19 protein-coding genes are annotated in these 18,938 nt (G+C 68.0%); 18 read left to right on the top strand and 1 reads right to left on the bottom strand.

Annotated features, from left to right (window positions below):
• Positions 1 to 19: 19 nt before the first annotated feature.
• The 15 genes from RQI43_RS05200 to RQI43_RS05270 all read left to right on the top strand — a co-directional run bounded on the left by RQI43_RS05200 (position 20) and on the right by RQI43_RS05270 (position 15,335).
• On the top strand, positions 20 to 949 hold the full coding sequence (locus RQI43_RS05200; protein ID WP_311274449.1) for an aldo/keto reductase: 930 nt from the start codon (positions 20 to 22) through the stop codon (positions 947 to 949).
• The gene (locus RQI43_RS05205; protein ID WP_311274450.1) at positions 933 to 1,682 is read left to right on the top strand and encodes an NADPH-dependent F420 reductase; all 750 of its coding nucleotides are present in this window, start codon (positions 933 to 935) and stop codon (positions 1,680 to 1,682) included. The genes RQI43_RS05200 and RQI43_RS05205 overlap by 17 nt, the downstream gene beginning before the upstream one ends.
• A complete protein-coding gene (locus tag RQI43_RS05210; RefSeq protein ID WP_405030556.1) occupies positions 1,679 to 3,064 on the top strand; it encodes an NTP/NDP exchange transporter in 1,386 nt (461 codons plus the stop codon). Before RQI43_RS05205 ends, RQI43_RS05210 begins: the two co-directional genes overlap by 4 nt.
• Positions 3,065 to 3,086: 22 nt before the next feature.
• Positions 3,087 to 3,554 (top strand): low molecular weight protein-tyrosine-phosphatase, encoded by a 468-nt coding sequence (locus RQI43_RS05215; RefSeq protein ID WP_311274451.1) that lies wholly within the window; start codon positions 3,087 to 3,089, stop codon positions 3,552 to 3,554.
• On the top strand, positions 3,551 to 4,351 hold the full coding sequence (locus RQI43_RS05220; protein ID WP_311274452.1) for a fructosamine kinase family protein: 801 nt from the start codon (positions 3,551 to 3,553) through the stop codon (positions 4,349 to 4,351). Before RQI43_RS05215 ends, RQI43_RS05220 begins: the two co-directional genes overlap by 4 nt.
• Before the next feature lie 191 nt (positions 4,352 to 4,542).
• Positions 4,543 to 5,208, top strand: a complete 666-nt coding sequence (locus RQI43_RS05225; protein ID WP_311274453.1) for a protein-L-isoaspartate O-methyltransferase — start codon at positions 4,543 to 4,545, stop codon at positions 5,206 to 5,208.
• A 186-nt stretch (positions 5,209 to 5,394) separates the two neighbouring features.
• Positions 5,395 to 6,789 carry a TolC family outer membrane protein gene (locus tag RQI43_RS05230; RefSeq protein ID WP_056434067.1) on the top strand — a complete coding sequence of 465 codons (1,395 nt, stop codon included), beginning with the start codon at positions 5,395 to 5,397 and terminating at the stop codon, positions 6,787 to 6,789.
• 346 nt (positions 6,790 to 7,135) lie between these two features.
• Positions 7,136 to 7,525, top strand: a complete 390-nt coding sequence (locus RQI43_RS05235) for a PopZ family protein (RefSeq protein WP_244477951.1) — start codon at positions 7,136 to 7,138, stop codon at positions 7,523 to 7,525.
• 97 nt (positions 7,526 to 7,622) lie between these two features.
• On the top strand, positions 7,623 to 10,358 hold the full coding sequence (locus RQI43_RS05240) for a valine--tRNA ligase (RefSeq protein ID WP_311274454.1): 2,736 nt from the start codon (positions 7,623 to 7,625) through the stop codon (positions 10,356 to 10,358).
• A complete protein-coding gene (locus RQI43_RS05245) occupies positions 10,355 to 11,077 on the top strand; it encodes a DUF2459 domain-containing protein (RefSeq protein WP_056434073.1) in 723 nt (240 codons plus the stop codon). The genes RQI43_RS05240 and RQI43_RS05245 overlap by 4 nt, the downstream gene beginning before the upstream one ends.
• Before the next feature lie 93 nt (positions 11,078 to 11,170).
• Entirely contained in the window at positions 11,171 to 12,706 is a 1,536-nt protein-coding gene (locus tag RQI43_RS05250) for a Do family serine endopeptidase (protein ID WP_311274455.1), read from the top strand.
• A gap of 241 nt (positions 12,707 to 12,947) precedes the next feature.
• The gene (locus tag RQI43_RS05255; protein WP_311274456.1) at positions 12,948 to 13,421 is read left to right on the top strand and encodes a hypothetical protein; all 474 of its coding nucleotides are present in this window, start codon (positions 12,948 to 12,950) and stop codon (positions 13,419 to 13,421) included.
• A 42-nt stretch (positions 13,422 to 13,463) separates the two neighbouring features.
• Positions 13,464 to 14,009, top strand: coding sequence for a hypothetical protein (locus RQI43_RS05260; protein ID WP_311274457.1), 546 nt, complete (start codon positions 13,464 to 13,466; stop codon positions 14,007 to 14,009).
• A gap of 10 nt (positions 14,010 to 14,019) precedes the next feature.
• Complete coding sequence (gene kdsA, locus RQI43_RS05265; protein WP_311274458.1) at positions 14,020 to 14,877, top strand: 3-deoxy-8-phosphooctulonate synthase; 858 nt, start codon at positions 14,020 to 14,022, stop codon at positions 14,875 to 14,877.
• A gap of 104 nt (positions 14,878 to 14,981) precedes the next feature.
• Complete coding sequence (locus tag RQI43_RS05270) at positions 14,982 to 15,335, top strand: hypothetical protein (RefSeq protein WP_056434083.1); 354 nt, start codon at positions 14,982 to 14,984, stop codon at positions 15,333 to 15,335.
• Positions 15,336 to 15,480: 145 nt separating this feature from the next.
• Here the strand turns inward: RQI43_RS05270 and queF are convergent, their stop codons facing one another.
• Complete coding sequence (queF, locus tag RQI43_RS05275) at positions 15,481 to 15,948, bottom strand: preQ(1) synthase (protein ID WP_311274459.1); 468 nt, start codon at positions 15,946 to 15,948, stop codon at positions 15,481 to 15,483.
• 348 nt (positions 15,949 to 16,296) lie between these two features.
• Here queF and eno point away from each other — a divergent pair, with 348 nt between their 5' ends.
• From eno to RQI43_RS05290, 3 genes are all read left to right on the top strand, one after another.
• Positions 16,297 to 17,586 carry a phosphopyruvate hydratase gene (gene eno / locus RQI43_RS05280; RefSeq protein ID WP_311274460.1) on the top strand — a complete coding sequence of 430 codons (1,290 nt, stop codon included), beginning with the start codon at positions 16,297 to 16,299 and terminating at the stop codon, positions 17,584 to 17,586.
• Positions 17,587 to 17,750: 164 nt separating this feature from the next.
• Positions 17,751 to 18,167 (top strand): DUF393 domain-containing protein, encoded by a 417-nt coding sequence (locus tag RQI43_RS05285; protein WP_311274461.1) that lies wholly within the window; start codon positions 17,751 to 17,753, stop codon positions 18,165 to 18,167.
• Positions 18,168 to 18,277: 110 nt separating this feature from the next.
• Entirely contained in the window at positions 18,278 to 18,934 is a 657-nt protein-coding gene (locus RQI43_RS05290; protein ID WP_311274462.1) for a DUF1345 domain-containing protein, read from the top strand.
• Positions 18,935 to 18,938 lie beyond the last annotated feature (4 nt).

The raw sequence follows: 18,938 nt of genomic DNA on the forward strand, positions 1-18,938 counted from the left end.
GGATGAGGACCGAGCCCGCATGCATCCATCCCGACGTGCGTTCCTGGCCGGTGCCGGCCTGGCTCCCCTGATCGTGCCGCTGCTGCAGCGCGCCACGTCCCCGGCCCATGCGGAGGAGGGCGGTCTCATCCGCCGCGCCATCCCGTCCTCCGGCGAAACGCTCCCCGCCATGGGGATCGGCACCTCGCGCCGCTACGAGGTCGAGCCGGTCCCCGAAAAGATCGCGCCCCTGCGTGAGGCGGTGCAGCGGTTCGTGGCGCTCGGCGGATCGGTCATCGACACGGCGCCGAGCTACGGCACGGCCGAGGACGTCCTCGGCAAGATCCTGTCCCAGGACGGTCTGCGCGAGAAGGTGTTCCTCTGCAGCAAGGTCGGGACACCGGGCCGCGAGGCCGGCGCGGCCGAGATCGCACGCTCCTTCCGCCGCATGGCGACCGACAGGATCGACCTCGTGGCGGTCCACAACCTCAGCGATACGGCAACGAACCTCGCCTCGTTGCGTGAGCTCAAGGCCGAAAAGAAGATCCGCTACATCGGCGTCACGGTCTGGCGAGACAGCCAGTTCGCCGATCTCGAGGCGGTGATGCGGCGCGAGACGATGGATTTCATCCAGGTCAATTACGCCCTCGACGACCGCCGCGCCGCCGAGCGCATCCTGCCGCTGGCGAAAGAGCGCGGCATGGCGGTGATGGTGAACGTGCCCTTCGGGCGCGACCGCCTGTTCAAGGCCGTGCAGGGACGCGACCTGCCGCCCTGGACGGCGGAGTTCGACTGCGCGAGCTGGCCGCAATTCTTCCTGAAATACGTTCTCGCCCACGAGGCCGTCACCTGCCCGATCCCCGGCATGGCCAAGACGGCCTATGTCGAGGACAATCTCGGCGCGGCACGCGGCCGGTTGCCCGATGCCGCCCAGCGAACCCGAATGGAGGCCTATGTCGACGCGCTCTGATTTCTTCAACCGCCGTGCCGTCATCATGCTGGCCGGTGGGCTCATCGCCGCTTCGGGCCTGCTGGCATCACCCTGTCCCGCCTCGGCCCAGGCTGCACCGCAGCCGGACCGCATCGGCATTGTCGGGGCCGGCAATATCGGCGGCACGATCGGTGGCCTCTGGGCGAAAGCCGGCCACGAGGTGATGCTGTCGTCGCGCCACCCCGAGGAGCTGAAGGGTCTCGTCGAGGCGCTCGGACCGAAGGCGAGGGCGGGCAGCCCGGCCGAGGCCATCGCCTTCGGCGACGTCATCCTCATCGCGGTGCCCTACAAGGCTTATCCGCAGCTGGCGCAGGACCATGCCGCAGCGCTCAAGGGCAAGGTGGTGATCGATGCCGGCAACGCGACCCAGGCCCGTGACGGCGAGGTCTATGGCGAGGTCCAGGCCAACGGCATCGCGGCGGTCTCGGCCAAATATCTGAACGGGGCGAAGATCGTCCGGGCCTTCAACGCGGCCAATTACAAGATCTTCGCCAAGAACGCCCATCGCCAAGGCGGACGCATGGCGATCCCCATCGCCGGCGACGATCCCGCGGCGCTCGCGATCGCTTCCCAACTCGTCAAGGATGCGGGCTTCGATCCGGTGGAGGTCGGGCCGCTGGCCAAGGCGGACAGCTTCGCCATGGGCTCCCCCGGCTTCGGCCTCGACCTGAATGCGGAGGAATCGCGGGCGCGCTTCGGGGTCACCCGTTGAGCGACGGGCCAGGGCTGGCAAAGCCGCTGACCGCCGGTAGCGGCGGCTCCGTCCCGCCCTGGCTGCGGCGGCTCATCGACGTGCGGGCGGAGGAGGTGCCGGCCCTTGCATGGTCCTGGGCCTACATCTTCTCGATCCTGGCGGCCTATTACGTCCTCCGGCCGATCCGCGACCAGATGGGTGTCGCCGGCGGGATCGAGAACCTGCCCTGGTTGTTCACCGGCACCCTCGTGGGCATGCTGGCCCTCAACGTCCCCTTCGCCTGGCTGGTGAAGACGTTGCCGCGCGCCCGGTTCGTGCCGCTGACCTATCGGTTCTTCGCCGCCAACATCCTGCTCTTCGCCGGGGCGCTCTATTTCGCCGGGCCGGAGGGCGACGTCTGGATCGGCCGGGCCTTCTTCGTCTGGCTCTCGATCTTCAACCTGTTCGTGGTCTCGGTGTTCTGGGCCACCATCGTCGATGTGTTCTCCACCGAGCAGGGCAAGCGCCTGTTCGGCTTCATCGCCGCCGGCGCGACTCTCGGGGCGATCGCCGGATCGGCGACGACGGCGATCCTCGCCCGCGACGTGCCGACCTGGGTGCTCCTCATCGGCGCGGCCCTGCTCCTCGAGGTGGCGGTGTTCAGCATGCGCGGCCTCGCGCGCCTGTCCGACCGCCTGAACCGGGCTCCCGCCACGGGCGACGCCGCCCCGTCGGAGGCCATCGGCGGCAGTGCCTTCGCGGGCATCACCCGCACGTTCCAGTCGCCCTACCTGCTCAATATCGGGCTGTTCCTGCTGCTGTTCTCGGTGACCTCGACCTTCCTGTATTTCGAGCAGGCGGGCATCGCCAAGCGCAGCTTCCCCGATCGCGGCTCGCAGACGGCCTTCTTCGCCAGCGTCGATCTGCTGGTGAACCTGCTTACCCTCGGCGTGCAATTCTTCCTCACCGGCCGGATCGTGCGGCGCATCGGGGTCGGCCCCGCCCTCGCGCTTCTGCCGGCGGCCAGCATCCTGGGATTCGCGGCGCTCGCCCTCTCTCCCACGATCACGGCCATCGTGGCGTTCCAGGTTTTCCGGCGGGCCGGCAACTTCGCCATCGCCCGGCCGATCCGCGAGGTGCTGTTCACGGTCGTGCCGCGCGAGGACCGCTACAAGGCGAAGAACTTCATCGACACCGTGGTCTACCGCACCGGCGACCAGATTGGCGCTTGGTCCTTCCAGGGAATCGGAGCGCTGGGCCTCGGTTCGACGGCCGTGGCCATCGCAGCGGTTCCGCTCTCGGTCGCCTGGCTCCTGAACAGCCTCTGGCTCGGCCGTCGGCAGGAGGCGAGGCGGGTCGCGATGGAAGAAGCGGAAGGCTCCGGCAAGGATCGGACGACCGGGCCGTCGCGCGACCGCTGACACCGACATTCGAGGAGCCGTTATGTCCGCAGGCAAGCCAGCCGTCCTGTTCGTGTGCCTGGGCAACATCTGTCGTTCGCCCCTGGCGGAGGCGGCGTTCCGCGTCGAGGCCGAGCGGGCGGGTCTCGACGTGGAGGTCGATTCGGCCGGCACCGGCGGCTGGCATGCGGGCGAACCGCCCGACCCGCGTGCCCTGGCCGTCGCCCGGCGCAACGGCGTCGACATCTCCGGCTACCGCGCCCGTCAGGTCGAGCCGGCGGATTTTGCCCGCTTCAGCCACATCGTCGCCCTCGATGGCGACAATCTCGCCGTGCTGCGTCGGCTTCGACCGAAAGAGGGCGCCGCATTGTCGCTTCTCCTCGACCATGTACCCGGGCGCAGGGGAGAGGCGGTCGCCGACCCCTATTACGGCGCCGATACGGGGTTCGACGCCACCTGGGCCGACGTGACCCTCGGCGCCCGTCACCTCGTGCGCGCGCTCATGGCATGACGCCTCTGGCAGAGCGTGGAGCGGCGCTGCTCGGGCGCCGTCTCGTGCGGGTCGAGCCCATGAGCGGCGGCAACCTCTCCGGCCTCGTGCGGATCCTGCTCGACGACGGCAGCGCGGCGATCGTCAAGGATGGACCCGATCCACTGGCGGAAGCCGGGATGCTCCGCGCGATCCGCGCCGCCGGAATTCCTGCGCCGGAGGTGTTCGCGGCCGATGCCCGGACCCTCGTGATCGAGCCCCTGCCGGCCCGCGGCGGCAACGCGGATGCGGATCTCGGCCACGTGGTGGCGCTCCTCCATGCCGTGACCGGCGACAATTACGGCTGGACCCGTGATTACGCCTTCGGGACGGTGCGGATCGACAATCGCCGGAGCGAGAATTGGCCCGACTTCTGGAGCGAGCACCGGCTGCTCTGCCACGCTCTTCATCTCGCCCCCACGCTCAGGCGAAGGATCGAGGCTCTGGCGAGGGCGCTCCCCGAGCGTCTTCCGGCCCGTCCGCGTCCGTCCCTGCTGCATGGCGACCCGTGGAGGGGCAACGTCCTGATCGACGGCGACCGCATCTCCGGGCTCATCGACCCCGCCTGCTACTACGGCCATGCCGAAGTGGACCTCGCGATGCTGTCGCTGTTCGGTGCGCCCGGTCCCGCCTTCCGGGAGGCGTATGGTGCGGCCGAATCGGGCATGCCCGAGCGTCGGGCGATCTATCAGTTGTGGCCGGCGCTGGTGCATCTGCGCCTGTTCGGATCGGGTTACCGCTCCATGGTCGAGACGCTGCTCGACGCCACCGGCTGCTGAAACCTCCGCCCATTCCATCAGGCCGGAAGCGGAGCCGTCTTCCGTCGACCCGACCACGCCTCGAACCTTGCGTTTTGAGGGCCGATCCACGACAACCCGGCAAGCTTCGGCGCTGGCGTCCGGCCCCTTCCGAATATCCGGATGAGGCGGAGGGGCGCCTACGGTCGATGCGGCGAGGGAAGACGAAACCCATGCTCGATTACGCGCAGGCGCGACGCCTCATGGTGGATTGTCAGTTGCGGACTTTCGATGTCAACGACATCCCCGTCCTCGACGCTTTCGAAGCCGTGCCGCGCGAGCGCTTCGTGCCGCAGGGCCGTGAGGACTTCGCCTATATCGACCAATCCCTCCGCATCACCGGACAGGATCCGGCGACATCGGATCGCGCCGTCCCGGCCCCGATGATTCTGGCCCGCATGATCCAGGCGCTGCAGCTCGCGCCGGGCCAGGTCGCCCTCGATGTCGCCGCCGGCTACGGTTACGCCGCCGCCATCATGCGGCAGCTCGGAGTGCGGGTCGTCGCCCTCGAATCCGACGAGACCCTCGCCGCCGAGGCCGAGAGCCGCCTGTCGGGCACGGACGGTATCGAGATCGTTCACGGGCCTTTGCAGGAGGGGGCGGCGAAGGCGGGGCCGTTCGACGCGATCCTCGTGAACGGCCGCGTCGAGACGAGGCCTCAATCCCTCCTCGATCAGTTGAAGGATGGCGGACGCCTCGTCTGCGTGATGGGTCGCGACAGGGCCGCGAAGGCCACCCTGTTCATCAGGACCGGGGATGCTTTCGGAGCGCGGCCGCTCTTCGACGCCTCGCTTCCGGCCCTCTCAGCGTTCAGCGCGGATTCCCATTTTTCGTTCTAGCCGCGGGAGCAGGTGTCGCTTTTATGCGGCACTGCGCCATCAATCTCGCGCCTAATCCCTCTCCGCCGATGCCCTGAAGCACAACCTCCGCTAAGCTGACCTGTGAGGCGGGCAATCCGGATGGCACCCTAGGCGCTATGGCTGTGACGAACAGCCGACCGGTTCATCGAGAAACCGCAAGGGCAGATGGACGTGAGACAACGCAAACTTGCGAAAAGCTTCCGGCTACGGCTGGGTGGCTTCGCCGCGCTGACGCTCGCCGCCGCCTCTCCGGCCGTGGCCGAGACGCTGGATAGCGCGCTGGCCCGTGCCTATGGCGCCAACCCGGCGCTGAACGCCTCGCGTGCGGGATTGCGCGCTACCGATGAGAACGTCGCGCAGGCCAAGTCCGGCTACCGCCCCACCGTGAGTCTCGACGCCGATATCGGCCTGACCCAGAGTCAGGGCCGTGTGAGCGGCATCTCTCTCAATCAGGTGACGAAGCCCGGCGGCGCCGGGCTGACGATCAACCAGACCCTGTTCAACGGCTTTCAGACCGACAACCAGACCCGTCGGGCCCAGTCGGACGTGCTCGGCACGCGCGAATCGCTGCGCGCCACCGAGATGACGACCCTGTTCAACGCCGCCCAGATCTACATGTCGGTCCTCAGCGACACGGCGACCCTGGAACTGCGCCGCAACAACGTCGAGGTGCTCGAGGAGCAGCTGCGCCAGACCCGCGACCGCTTCAATGTCGGCGAGGTCACCCGGACCGACGTCGCCCAGGCCGAAGCCCGTCTCGCCGGTGCGCGCTCCGACGTCAGCGGCGCGGAGGCGAACCTGCGCGCCAGCATCGGCACGTACCGGCGCATCATCGGCGTCGAGCCGCGGCAGCTGGCGCCGGGACGTCCCCTCGACCGGTTCGTGCCGCCGAACCTCGACAACGCCATCTCCATCGGCCTGAAAGAGCATCCGCAGATCATGTCCTCGCTTCACGCGGTGGATGTGGCCGAAGCGCAGGTGAAGATTTTCGAAGGTGCGCTCTATCCGACTGCCGCCCTGCAGGGCAGCGTCCAGCAGCGTTACGATACGCAGTTCCCGGGCGATAACGGCGTGACCGCCTCCATCGTCGGCCGCATCTCGGTCCCGCTCTACGAGGGCGGCCAGACCTATTCGCAGATCCGCCAGGCCAAGGAACTGGTGGGTCAGGCCAGGATCAACGTCGAGGATATCCGCGACCAGGTCCGGTCGGCCATCGTCACGGCCTGGGGTCGTCTCGAAGCAGCGAAGGCCCAGGTCATCGCATCGCAGGCGCAGGTGCAGGCCAACGAAGTGGCGCTGAACGGCGTGCGCGAGGAGGCCCGTGTCGGCCAGCGCACCACGCTCGACGTGCTGAACGCTCAGCAGGAACTGCTGAACTCGCGTGTGAACCTCATTCTCGCCCAGCGCGACCGCGTGGTGAATTCCTACGGCGTGGTCCAGGCGGTAGGCCGCCTCACCGTGCGCTTCACGTCGATCCCGGTGGTGGCTTACAGCCCGAAGGAGCATTTCGACCAGATCAAGGATCTCTGGTACGGCGTGCGTACGCCTGACGGACGCTGAGGGTCGCGAGGAACTCGCAGGGCGCCGGTGTTATCCTGTGCCTTGCGCCCTGCCGGTCCTTGTTTCCGGCGCCCGTGGTGAAATACTCAGAGTGATCGAAATACTTCTTTAACCATGTGACCCGAGCGTCGTCCGGATGAGTGCAGCGAGCCCCAAGACGCCGGAAAAGGGCCAGGAACCCTCCATGGAGGAGATCCTGGCGTCCATTCGCCGGATCATCGCCGACGACCAGAACGCCAAGGCGGAGGTGGTCTCGCCGGTTCGCTCCACTCCGCCGCTGCCGGAGAACGACGACGTGCTCGACCTCGCCGAGGTCGCGCAGCCCCGCAAGCCCCAGCCCGCCCCCATGGAGGAGCCGGAGATCGACTTCGCCGAGAGCGGGCAGATCGACTTCGACTCGATTTCCTTCGACGACGACGAGCCCGAACCGGAGCCCCTGCCGCCACCGGTGGTGCGTCAGCCCGAGCCGCCCCGCGCCGCCCCCCGCCAGGAACCGGTGGAGGCCCCGCGCGAGAGCCTGAAGCAGCGCCTCGTTTCCGACCTGACCGATGCCAGCGTCGGCCATGCGTTCCAGCTTCTTGCCGGCACGAGGGTGAGCCAGAATGCCCGGACCATCGAGGACATGGTGCAGGACATGCTCCGGCCGATGCTGCAATCCTGGCTCGACGACAACCTGCCGGGCATGGTCGAACGCCTCGTCCGCGCCGAGATCGAGCGCGTGGCGCGGGGCCGCTGACCGCCCTCCGATGTTGACGCGGAGGACGTGACGGGGTGAAAGCGGGCCAATACGCGGTCTGACGGCCGCCTCGCACGAACTGGCCCGACGCAAGCCCATGATGGACAAGACCTTCGATCCCGCCGCCGTCGAGGCGCGCATCGCGTCCGCCTGGGAGGCGGGTGACGCATTCAAGGCCGGACGGCCGGAGCGCGCGGGCGCCAAGCCCTTCACCATGGTGATCCCGCCGCCGAACGTCACCGGCAGCCTGCATATGGGTCACGCCCTCAACAACACTCTGCAGGACATCCTCTGCCGCTTCGAACGCATGCGCGGGCGCGACGTGCTGTGGCAGCCGGGCACGGACCATGCCGGCATCGCGACCCAGATGGTGGTGGAGCGCCGCCTCGCCGAGGCGAAGCAGCCGGGCCGGCGGGAGCTCGGCCGCGAGGCCTTCGTCGAGAAGGTCTGGGCCTGGAAGGCCGAGTCCGGCGGGGCCATCGTCAACCAGCTGAAGCGGCTGGGCGCCTCCTGCGACTGGTCGCGCGAGCGCTTCACCATGGGCCTGTCCGGCCAGCCCGACGACCAGATGGTCCGCGCCGTCACCAAGACCTTCGTCGATCTCCACGCTCAGGGGCTGATCTACCGCGACAAGCGCCTCGTGAACTGGGATCCGAAGTTCCAGACCGCGATCTCGGATCTCGAAGTCCTGCAGGTCGAGGTGAAGGGCCATCTCTGGCACTTCGATTATCCCATCGTCGATGAGGCAGGCGCCGAGACCGGCGAGGTCATCACCGTGGCCACCACCCGCCCCGAGACCATGCTCGGCGACACGGCGGTCGCGGTTCATCCCGACGACGAGCGCTATACGCATCTGGTCGGCAAGCATGTGCGCCTGCCGCTGGTCGGCCGTCTGATCCCCATCGTCGCCGATACCTATTCGGACCCGGAGAAGGGCACCGGCGCCGTCAAGATTACCCCGGCGCACGACTTCAACGATTTCGAGGTGGGCAAGCGAGCCGGCTGCACGCCGATTAACATCCTGGATCCGGAAGCGCGCATAACCCTCGACGGAAACGCGGCTTTCCTGAAGGACTCGAACCCTGAGCCCGAGGCTTTGGCTCTGCACGGCCTCGACCGGTTCGAGGCGCGGAAGCGCGTCGTCGCCCTGATGGAGGCGCGCGAGCGCCTGCGGCTCACCGAGCCCAACACCCATGCGGTCCCGCATGGCGACCGTTCGAACGTGGTCATCGAGCCCTACCTCACCGACCAATGGTACGTGAACGTGAAGCCTCTGGCCGAGCGTGCGCTACAGGCCGTGCGCGATGGGAAAACCCGTTTCGTTCCGGAGAATTACGAGCGGACCTTCTTCCAGTGGCTTGAGAATATCGAGCCCTGGTGCATCTCGCGCCAGCTCTGGTGGGGCCACCAGATCCCGGTCTGGTACGATGACGAGGGCGGCATCTTCGTGGCCTCCAGCGAGACGGAAGCCCTGGAGCAGGCGACGGCCAAGCAGGGCCGCGCCGTGGCCCTGCGTCGCGACGAGGATGTCCTCGACACGTGGTTCTCCTCAGCCCTGTGGCCGTTCTCGACGCTCGGCTGGCCCGACGCGACGCCGGAGCTCGACCGCTACTATCCGACCAACACCCTGGTCACCGGCAAGGACATCATCTTCTTCTGGGTCGCTCGGATGATGATGCTCGGCCTCCACGTCACCGACAGGGTGCCGTTCGATACGGTCTATCTCCACACCCTGGTGCGCGACGCCTCGGGCGCCAAGATGTCGAAGTCGAAGGGCAATGTCGTCGATCCGCTCGGCCTCATCGACCAGTACGGCGCCGATGCCCTCCGCTTCACCCTGGCCGCCATGGCCGCGCAGGGCAGGGACATCAAGCTCGCGGTGAACCGCGTCGAAGGCTACCGCAACTTCGCGACCAAGCTCTGGAACGCCTCGCGCTTCGCCGAGATGAACGGCTGCGTGCTCCGCGCCGATTACCGCCCGGAAGCCGCCACCGAGACCCTGAACCGCTGGGCGCTGGGCGAGGCCGCGCGCGCCGTGGCCGAGGTGTCGACGGCGCTCGACGCCTACCGCTTCAACGACGCGGCGGCGGCCGCCTACCGCTTCGTCTGGAATATTTTTTGTGATTGGTATCTCGAACTCGCCAAGCCGGTGCTTCAGGGCGAGAGCGTCGATGCCGGCCTCAAGGCCGAGACGCAGGCCACGGTGGCGTTCCTGATCGACCAGATCGCCAAGCTGCTGCACCCGTTCATGCCGTTCCTCACCGAGGAACTCTGGGCGATCAAGGGCGAGGGCATCGCCGAGCGTGGGCTCCTGGCGCTGGCGCCGTGGCCCGACCTGTCGGGGCTGGCGGATGCTCGGGCCGAAGCCGAGATCGGCTGGGTGGTGGACCTCGTCTCCGAGATCCGCTCCGCCCGTTCGGAGACCAACGTGCCGGCCGGTGCCCAGATTCCCCTGGTCATCGTCGGCGCCGACGAGGCCCTGCTGGCGCGGGCAGCGCAGTGGCAGGACACGCTCCTGCGCCTCGCCCGCCTGTCGGAGATTTCCTTCGCCGAGACCGCGCCGAAGAACGCGGTCCAGCTGCTGGTGCGCGGCTCGGTGGCGGCGCTGCCCCTGGAGGGCATCGTCGACCTCAAGGCCGAGGTCGCCCGCCTGAACAAGGAGGCGGTGAAGGCGGCCTCCGAGATCGGAAAGATCGAGGCCAAGCTCGGCAATGCCGACTTCCTCGCCCGCGCGCCCGACGAGGTGGTGGACGAGCAGCGCGAGCGCCGCGACGCGGAAGCGGCACGTCTGGAGAAGATCCGGGAAGCCCTGGCGCGGTTGTCCGACGCGTGATCCTGCGCCGGCTGGGCCAGGGCCTCGCCGGCCTGTTGGCCCTCCTCGTCCTCGCCGCGATCGTCACGGCGAGGTCCGGCGACCCGGCGCTCTACCCCGCTCCGGACGACGACTCACAAAACATCGAACTCGTCAGCCACGGCTGGCATTCGGGGCTGGTGATCCCACGCGAGGCCCTCACCGGGGAGGGCGCCGGCACGGCTTTGCGGAGCATCGCCACGCGCTTTCGGGCCTATCCGGGGATCGAGTTCGGCTGGGGCGAGGCCCGCTTCTACCGGGCGACGCCGACACTGGCTCAGTTCGACCTGCGCCTCGCCCTCGAAGCCCTGTTCACCCCCGGCGGCCGCGACGGCGTCGTCCAGGTGGTGGGCCTCGAAGACGATACCCGGACGAGCTTCCCGCATTCGGACATCGTCCCCATCCGGGTCTCGAAGGCCGGCCTCGCCCGTCTGCTCGCCCGCCTCGACGCGAGCTTCCGCCTCGCCGACAACGTCCCCATCGAGGGCGGTCCCGGCCTCTACGGGCCGAGCCTGTTCTACGAAGGGCAGGGCCGCTTCAGCGCCGCCAACGTCTGCAACCACTGGGCCGCCCGCCTCCTCCACGCCGCCGGCCTGCCGATCACGCCCGTCCTCGACACGCACCCGGCGGGATTGCTGCTGGATCTGAGATGGCGGGCGGGGGTGAGGGCGCTCCCGGCTCCCAACCTGTCCAAACCGTAATCTCGGCGACACGGCCGGGTCAGGCTGAGGTCTCTACATGGAGGGTCATGGCCCCGCTCAGCGGGGACACGACCTTTCCGGAGAGACCTGTCCATGACGTCGTCCACCTCTCGCCTGCGCCGCAACGCCCTCGCCTCCGTCGCCGCCATCGCCATCGCTGCGACGGGAGCCGCGGGCATCAGCCTGACTCAGCCCTCCACCCCGGCCTATGCCCAGGCCTTGTCCAAGAACCCCATCGACGTGCCGGACCATCCGCCCGGCTCCTTCGCCAGCGTGGTCGACAAGGTGAAGCCCGGCGTGGTCGCCGTGAAGGTGAAGCTCGACGACAGCGCCGGCATGGACGACGATGACGGCCCCGGGCAGGGCCAGGGCCAGCAGGTTCCGCCGCAGCTGCGCGAGTTCTTCAAGCGCTTCGGCCAGGGCGGCCCGGGGCAGGGCCAGGGCTTCGGCGGCCCGTCGCCCAAGCGCCAGGGCCAGCGTGGCGCCATGGGTTCGGGCTTCATCATCTCGGCCGATGGCTACGTCGTCACCAACAATCACGTGGTCGACAAGGCCAAGACCGTGCAGGTCACGCTCGACGACAACCGCACCCTCGACGCCAAGGTCATCGGCAAGGACCCCAAGACCGATCTGGCGCTGCTCAAAATCACCGAAGGCGGCACTTTCCCCTACGTCTCGCTGGGCAAGACCGCACCCCGTGTCGGCGATTGGGTGGTGGCCATCGGCAACCCGTTCGGCCTCGGCGGCACGGTGACGGCCGGCATCGTCTCGGCCCGTGGCCGCGATATCGGCGCCGGCCCCTATGACGACTTCCTGCAGATCGATGCGCCCATCAACAAGGGCAATTCCGGCGGCCCGACCTTCAATGTCGGCGGCGAAGTGGTGGGCGTGAACACCGCCATCGCCTCCCCCTCGGGCGGCAGCGTGGGCCTGGCCTTCGCTATCCCGGCCGAGACCGTGCAGGCGGTGGTCGACCAGCTCCGGGCGGACGGCAAGGTGGCCCGCGGCTATCTTGGCGTGCAGGTCCAGCCGGTGACGAAGGACATCGCCGACGGCCTCGGCCTCGACAAGGCCAAGGGCGCCCTCGTCGACCACGCCGAACCCGGCACCCCGGCTGCCAAGGCCGGCCTCAAATCCGGCGACGTGATCGAATCGGTCAATGGCGCGCCGGTGAACGATGCCCGCGAATTGTCCCGCCGCATCGCCGGCCTGAAGCCCGGCGCCAAGGTGGAGCTCGCCTATCTGCGCGGCGGCAAGTCCGACACCGCCACGGTGGAGCTCGGCGCCCTGCCGAACGACCCGAAGGCAGGCAACGACAACCGCAGCAGCTCGACGAGCGACGGCCAGCCGCGCCTCGGCCTCAGCCTCGCCCCGGCCTCGCAGGTCGGTGCCGGTGATGAGGGCGTCGCGGTGATGGATGTCGATCCCGATGGTCCGGCCGCCGCCAAGGGCATCGAGCAGGGAGACATCATCCTCGATGTGGCCGGCTCCAGCGTCTCGAAGCCCTCGGAGATCGCCGAGCGCATCAAGGCGGCCGAGGCTAGTGGCCGCAAGGCGGTGCTGATGCGGGTCAAGAGCACCAAGGGCGTGACCCGGTTCGTCGCCGTGGCCCTCAACAAGGCCGGCTGAACACCCAGCCGGGGGCGCGATGAGCCCCCGGCCTCTTCGCAGACGAGGTCTCGACCAGAGCCGGCCCGTTCCTTCGGGCCGGCTCTTCGCGTGACTGTCCCCTCAGCCGACAGGACCGAATCTTGCCTCGGTCACGAAGGTGCCTTCGCGCACGCCGATGCCGGATCCTGTCGCAATCCAGAGACATGACGAAGCGAAGCTACGGGTCTGCTGTTGCAAACATGGAAGGGGGGAGAATCCGATGCCTGTTCTGAAGCGGATCCTGGTGGCTGGCCTGCCCCTCGTCGCTCTCTCCTCGACGATCGCTCCGACAGGGCCTGCCCATGCCAAGTCGGTGGCGGCGAAGCCGGTCTGGGCCACGGGCACCTTCGTTTTTGCGGATCTCTGCACGACGCCCGAAAGTGGCGAGCGGGCAGGGCGGCGGATCACGCTCAAGCGTTCTCCCACCGGCAACGTGCTGGTTTACGAAACCCCATTCCAATCGGCGCAGGCCGAAAGCCTCACCCTCGATGACGACACCAAGGGCTTGTCGTTCCTGGTCGGTGGCGAACGAGGCCATGTCGCCTTCCACGGAACCCTGGCAACGGATGCGCTGGTGGGCACGGTGGAAGACGAGACCGGCGCCTATCCGTTGCGTCTGCGCCGGGTCCTTCGCTCGCACGCCCACGAGCCCTGTCCCGCCGATGTCACGGGATCGATCGGAACGCCACGCTGAGATCGTTGGGCTCGAGCGGCGGCCTGCTTTAGGATCGGGCCCATGAAAGCCCGATCCTTCCCATCCATCGCCTGCCTCCTGACCGCCATCGCCTTGTCCTCGACACCGGATCCGGCGACAGCGGGCGATTCCTGCGATCGACTCGCCGCGCGGATGATCCGGGCCACCGGCGCGTCTCTGGCCGGGCGCGAGGCGTCTCTCACCGTGTTCCGCGCCGAGGATGCCGATCGCATGAGCCTCGATTGCAGGGCGCCGACGCGGATGGCGTTCGGGGCACGGGATCAGGCGCCGGCCGGAGCCTTTTTCGTCCTGATCGGCCTGGCGGCGGAAGGGCTGGTGGGTACGAAGGCCGGCAAGGTCGAGGCCCTGGCCCGCACCCTCCATCGGGACGCCCGCCTCACGGGGGTGCCGCAGGCGGGACAGGCGGGGAATGCGGCCCTGCGATGTGAGACGAGCGGACAGGGGCTCGCCGATACCCTCGGCCTGGGCGGCCCGGCGCCCGACCTCACGCGCTGCATGCTCACCCGGCATCGTCGGACGATCCTTCGCCGTCGCGCAGGCCTTTTCGACGGGGCTCAGTTGGGCTAGACCGGTCGCCATGTCCGAACCTGCTCGCTCACCCGCCGGTCCCGTCGTGATGGCGGGGTCCACCGCCTTCGCCAACCACCTGCCCTTCGCGCTCATTGCCGGCCCATGCCAGCTCGAGAGCCGCGACCACGCCATCGAAATTGCCGACGCGCTCAAGGGCATGACCGACCGTCTCGGGATCGGCCTCGTCTTCAAGGGCTCGTTCGACAAGGCCAACCGGACCTCCGGCTCCACCGCGCGCGGCCTTGGCCTTGCCGGGGCATTGCCGATCTTCGCCGACATCAAGGAAAGGTTCGGTCTCCCGGTCCTCACCGACGTCCACGAAGCGTCGCAATGCGCACCGGCTGCGGAGATCATCGACGTCCTCCAGATCCCGGCCTTCCTGTGCCGGCAGACCGACCTGCTCCTGGCGGCCGCCGCCACCGGCCGCGTGGTGAACGTGAAGAAGGGCCAGTTCCTCGCCCCCTGGGACATGGCTCATGTCGCCGCCAAGGTCACGAATGCCGGTAATCCCAACGTGCTGGTCACCGAACGGGGAGCCTCGTTCGGCTACAACACCCTCGTTTCCGACATGCGCAGCCTGCCGATCATGGCCCAGGTGACGCACGGTGCGCCGGTGGTGTTCGACGCGACCCATTCGGTGCAGCAGCCGGGCGGGCAGGGCGCCACCTCCGGTGGGCAGCGCGAGTTCGTGGCGGTGCTGGCCCGTGCCGCCGTGGCGGTGGGGGTCGCCGGCCTGTTCATCGAGACCCATCCCGATCCGGACCATGCCCCGTCGGACGGTCCCAACATGGTCCCTCTCCGGGCGATGCCGGCATTACTGGAAACCCTGCAGGCTTTCGATCGCTTGGCAAAGTCGAGCGGCTGACCGAGGCACGCCCCTCGGAATCGTTCGACCAGACGTGACAATGGAACCGACCCGCCCACACTTCGTTGTTTTGGCTTAAGCACAGCGACGATTTGAGGAGCTCCATGCGCAAGTTCGCACTGATCACAGCCGTCACCCTTTCCCTCGGCGCCATGGCTGCCGGGACGGCAGCGGAAGCCCGCCCCGGACATGGTCACGGCTACGGTCGCGGCGGCCATGGCGGTTATGCCCACGGCGGCTACGGTCATCGTGGATACGGAAACCGTGGATACGGCAATCGCGGCTACGCCTACGGTGGCGGGCATCGCCGTGGCATCGGGACCGGCGCTGCCGTCGGCCTTGGCATCGCTGGCTTGGCGGCTGGCGCCATCGCAGCCGGCGCCGCCCGCGATTCCTACTACAACAATGGCTATGGCCGTCCGGCCTATGGGCGACCCGCTTACGGCTACGGCTACTGAACCGAGCTAAGTCACGCGTTCTCGAAGGGCGGCCGGTTTTGACCGGCCGCCTTTTTTCTTGGCCGCTACGATGCCACGCCAGCGTGAGAAGCTGCCTCGATGCTCAAGCTAGAGCCGGAAGATCGTCGAAACGGGCACGGGCTGATCAGCCGCGCCCGCGATAGGGCGCGATCCCCTGGTCCGGAAGCCAAAGCGATTTCGGCGGCTCGCCGGTCTGCCAGAACACGTCGATGGGGATACCGCCCCGCGCATTCCAATAGCCACCGATGCGGAAATACCGGGGCTTGAGGAGATCGACGAGCGTCATGCCGATCCCGACCGTGCAATCCTCATGGAATGCGCCGTGATTGCGAAACGAGCCGAGATAGAGCTTCAGAGATTTGGATTCCACGAGCCAAAGATCCGGCACGTAGTCGATCATCAGGATGCCGAAATCGGGCTGGCCGGTCACGGGACAGATCGAGGTGAATTCGGGGGCGGTGAACCGTGCCAGATAATCCGTTCCCGGATGAGGGTTCGGCACCCGGTCCAGGCGCGCCGTCTCGGGGGAGGCGGGCAGGGGGGTCGGCTGGCCGAGCTGAAGAGATTCGTCGGAGGAGGGTGGGTTGGTCATGTCCGCCGCTATAGCGCAGGCTGCGTGCCAGGGAAACCTCCACCCCGGAATGCTTCATGAAATCAACGGCCTAGTCTCCTGGCTGCAGGGTCCGCCCCGATCTCGGCGAGAGAAGCGGGGTGGGGGACCACAACCCGTGAAGCGGAACGTCTCGTAACCTAAGCAAAGATTTCTGACCGACCGGCGAGCTTCATCGGCGAGGGGCGCTTGCCGGATGCGGCACGTTGACGGATAAGCCTGCCCTGTATCAGACCGGTCCATAGGGCGCGCTCGCCGACGGCGCACGCCCGCGGGACGATGACGACATGGCCGGATACCGGCCGCAACATCTTGAGAGCAGGGGCACGCATGACCGCGATCACCAACATCGCCGCCCGCGAGATCCTCGATAGCCGGGGCAACCCGACCGTCGAAGTGGACGTCCTCCTCGAAGACGGCTCCTTCGGCAGAGCCGCCGTGCCGTCCGGCGCCTCCACCGGTGCCCACGAGGCGGTGGAGCTGCGTGACGGTGACAAGGGTCGCTACAGCGGCAAGGGCGTGCGCAAGGCGGTGGCCGCGGTCCGTGGCGATATCCTCGACGCCATCGGCGGCATGGATGCCGAGGATCAGATCGCCGTCGACGAGGCGATGATCGAGCTCGACGGTACCCCCAACAAGGCGCGGCTGGGTGCCAACGCCATCCTCGGCGTATCCCTGGCGGTCGCCAAGGCAGCGGCCGAGACCGCCGGCCTGCCGCTCTACCGCTATGTCGGCGGAACCCAGGGGCGGGTGCTGCCGGTGCCGATGATGAACATCATCAACGGCGGCGCGCATGCCGACAACCCGATCGACTTCCAGGAATTCATGATCATGCCGGTGGGTGCGTCCTCGCTGGCCGAGGCGGTGCGCATGGGCGCCGAAGTGTTCCATACCCTCAAGAGCGCCCTGAAGAAGGCCGGTCACAACACCAATGTCGGCGACGAGGGCGGTTTTGCCCCCAACCTCCCCTCGGCCGAGGCCGGGCTCGACTTCGTGATGGAATCGATCGCCGCGGCGGGCTTCAAGCCCGGCACCGACATCGTGCTCGCCCTGGACTGCGCCGCCACGGAGTTCTTCAAGGACGGCGCCTACCATTACGAGGGCGAGGGCCAGACCCGCTCGATCGAGGCCCAGGTCGATTACCTCGCCAAGCTCGTGGATTCCTATCCGATCCTCTCCATCGAGGACGGGATGTCGGAGGACGACTGGGCCGGCTGGAAGCTTCTGACCGAGAAGGTCGGCAACCGCTGCCAGCTCGTCGGCGACGATCTCTTCGTCACCAACGTCACCCGCCTGTCGCGCGGCATCGCCGAGAACACCGCCAACTCGATCCTCGTGAAGGTCAACCAGATCGGCACCCTCACCGAGACGCTGGCCGCCGTCGATATGGCGCAACGCGCCGGCTACACCGCCGTGATGTCGCATCGTTCAGGCGAGACCGAGGATTCCACCATCGCGGATCTCGCCGTCGCCACCAATTGCGGGCAGATCAAGACCGGCTCGCTCGCCCGCTCGGACAGATTGGCCAAGTACAACCAGCTCATCCGCATCGAGGAAGGCCTCGGCGCTCAGGGCCGCTACGCCGGCAAGGCCGCCCTCAAGGCCTTCGCCGCCCGCTGACGCGCAGGGGGCGTCCCGCAACACGGGTGCTCCTCCGTCCTCACATTGAAAGACGGCCACACCTCCGCTTCCATCGAGGGTGTGGCCGTTTCGCTTGTATCGGCGTTGTCCCCGGACACGGCCTCCCTCTCCGGAGCCGATGAAGAGGGACATAACCGCCCACCATGACCCCACCCGCCGCACTGACCGTCTATTACGACGGGGCCTGTCCGCTCTGTTCCGCCGAGATCCGGACCTACCGGCGTAGTCGCGGGGCCGAACGCCTCGCCTTCGTCGATGTCAGCGGCGACGACGCCCCCGCCACGCTCGGCCCCGATCTCAGCCGCGAAGCCGCGCAAGCACGTTTCCACGTCCGGGACGATCAGGGGCGTCTCGCCTCCGGGGCGTCGGGCTTCATCCGGCTCTGGCGCGAGTTGCCCGGCTGGGGCTGGCTCGCAGCCTTCGCGAGTCTGCCCGGCATGCCGATCCTGGCCGAGGCCGCCTATCGCGGGTTCCTGCCCCTGCGCCCTCGTCTCGCCAAGCTGTTCTCCCGGTTCTCGGGGACCTCCTGCGACACCGCCTGCCGCCCACCCAAGGCGTGATACCCGGCCGTCCGCCGGGCCTCGGTGAGCGCAACTCTCTTCACGGGGATGCGATGACCGCTTGGCGCGATCCGGCGTTATAGCCGGGTGCCGGAGCGCGAGTCCCATCGATGCAGAACCCCTTCCAGGCCTTCCTGCTGCGCCCGCGGCTTCTCGGGGCGATCGTGTTCGCAGTGGTGCTGTCGGTGGCCCTGCCCTTCGCGTCGCTCTGGACGCGCCTCCTCGTCGGTTGGTGCGTCGGCGTCGTCGTCTACACCGCCCTCGTCATCTGGCGGACCTCGTCCCTGTCGCGGGACGCCCTGCGCCGGGAAGCGTCGCGGCTCGACGACAGCGCACCGGTGATCTCGCTCTTCGCCATCCTGGCAGGGCTCGCGAGTTGCGGCGCCGTGGCGATGCTGGTGATCGGAGGACGGGAGCCAGACGCTCCGCGCCTTGCCCACCTTGCCCTGGCGATCATGACGATGCTCTGCGCCTGGGTCTTCGTGCAGGTGATCTTCACCGTGCATTACGCCCATCTCTATTACGGTGAGGTCGACGAGGGTCGGAACCGTGGCGGAATCGACTTTCCCGGCGGAGAGGAGCCGGATTTCTGGGACTTCCTCTACTTCTCCGTCACCATCGGGGCGACCTCACAGACCTCCGATACCGACATCACCAGCAAGGCATTCCGCCGGATCGTGACGGCGCAGACGATTTACGCCTACCTGTTCAACACCAGCGTCCTGGCTCTGGCGGTGAACATGGCCGCGGGCTTCGCCCAGCAGTGAACCT

Origin of the sequence: Methylobacterium sp. WCS2018Hpa-22 (assembly GCF_031843785.1) — a bacterium.
Taxonomy (GTDB): domain Bacteria; phylum Pseudomonadota; class Alphaproteobacteria; order Rhizobiales; family Beijerinckiaceae; genus Methylobacterium.

Excerpts from the sequence above, each read along its gene's own strand:
- RQI43_RS05200 (WP_311274449.1), top strand. The coding sequence starts at position 20 with ATGCATCCATCCCGACGTGCGTTCCTGGCCGGTGCCGGCCTGGCTCCC.
- RQI43_RS05205 (WP_311274450.1), top strand. The coding sequence starts at position 933 with ATGTCGACGCGCTCTGATTTCTTCAACCGCCGTGCCGTCATCATGCTG.
- RQI43_RS05215 (WP_311274451.1), top strand. The coding sequence starts at position 3,087 with ATGTCCGCAGGCAAGCCAGCCGTCCTGTTCGTGTGCCTGGGCAACATC.
- RQI43_RS05220 (WP_311274452.1), top strand. The coding sequence starts at position 3,551 with ATGACGCCTCTGGCAGAGCGTGGAGCGGCGCTGCTCGGGCGCCGTCTC.
- RQI43_RS05225 (WP_311274453.1), top strand. The coding sequence starts at position 4,543 with ATGCTCGATTACGCGCAGGCGCGACGCCTCATGGTGGATTGTCAGTTG.
- RQI43_RS05230 (WP_056434067.1), top strand. The coding sequence starts at position 5,395 with ATGGACGTGAGACAACGCAAACTTGCGAAAAGCTTCCGGCTACGGCTG.
- RQI43_RS05235 (WP_244477951.1), top strand. The coding sequence starts at position 7,136 with ATGGAGGAGCCGGAGATCGACTTCGCCGAGAGCGGGCAGATCGACTTC.
- RQI43_RS05240 (WP_311274454.1), top strand. The coding sequence starts at position 7,623 with ATGATGGACAAGACCTTCGATCCCGCCGCCGTCGAGGCGCGCATCGCG.
- RQI43_RS05250 (WP_311274455.1), top strand. The coding sequence starts at position 11,171 with ATGACGTCGTCCACCTCTCGCCTGCGCCGCAACGCCCTCGCCTCCGTC.
- RQI43_RS05255 (WP_311274456.1), top strand. The coding sequence starts at position 12,948 with ATGCCTGTTCTGAAGCGGATCCTGGTGGCTGGCCTGCCCCTCGTCGCT.
- RQI43_RS05260 (WP_311274457.1), top strand. The coding sequence starts at position 13,464 with ATGAAAGCCCGATCCTTCCCATCCATCGCCTGCCTCCTGACCGCCATC.
- kdsA (WP_311274458.1), top strand. The coding sequence starts at position 14,020 with ATGTCCGAACCTGCTCGCTCACCCGCCGGTCCCGTCGTGATGGCGGGG.
- RQI43_RS05270 (WP_056434083.1), top strand. The coding sequence starts at position 14,982 with ATGCGCAAGTTCGCACTGATCACAGCCGTCACCCTTTCCCTCGGCGCC.
- queF (WP_311274459.1), bottom strand. The coding sequence starts at position 15,948 with ATGACCAACCCACCCTCCTCCGACGAATCTCTTCAGCTCGGCCAGCCG.
- eno (WP_311274460.1), top strand. The coding sequence starts at position 16,297 with ATGACCGCGATCACCAACATCGCCGCCCGCGAGATCCTCGATAGCCGG.
- RQI43_RS05285 (WP_311274461.1), top strand. The coding sequence starts at position 17,751 with ATGACCCCACCCGCCGCACTGACCGTCTATTACGACGGGGCCTGTCCG.
- RQI43_RS05290 (WP_311274462.1), top strand. The coding sequence starts at position 18,278 with ATGCAGAACCCCTTCCAGGCCTTCCTGCTGCGCCCGCGGCTTCTCGGG.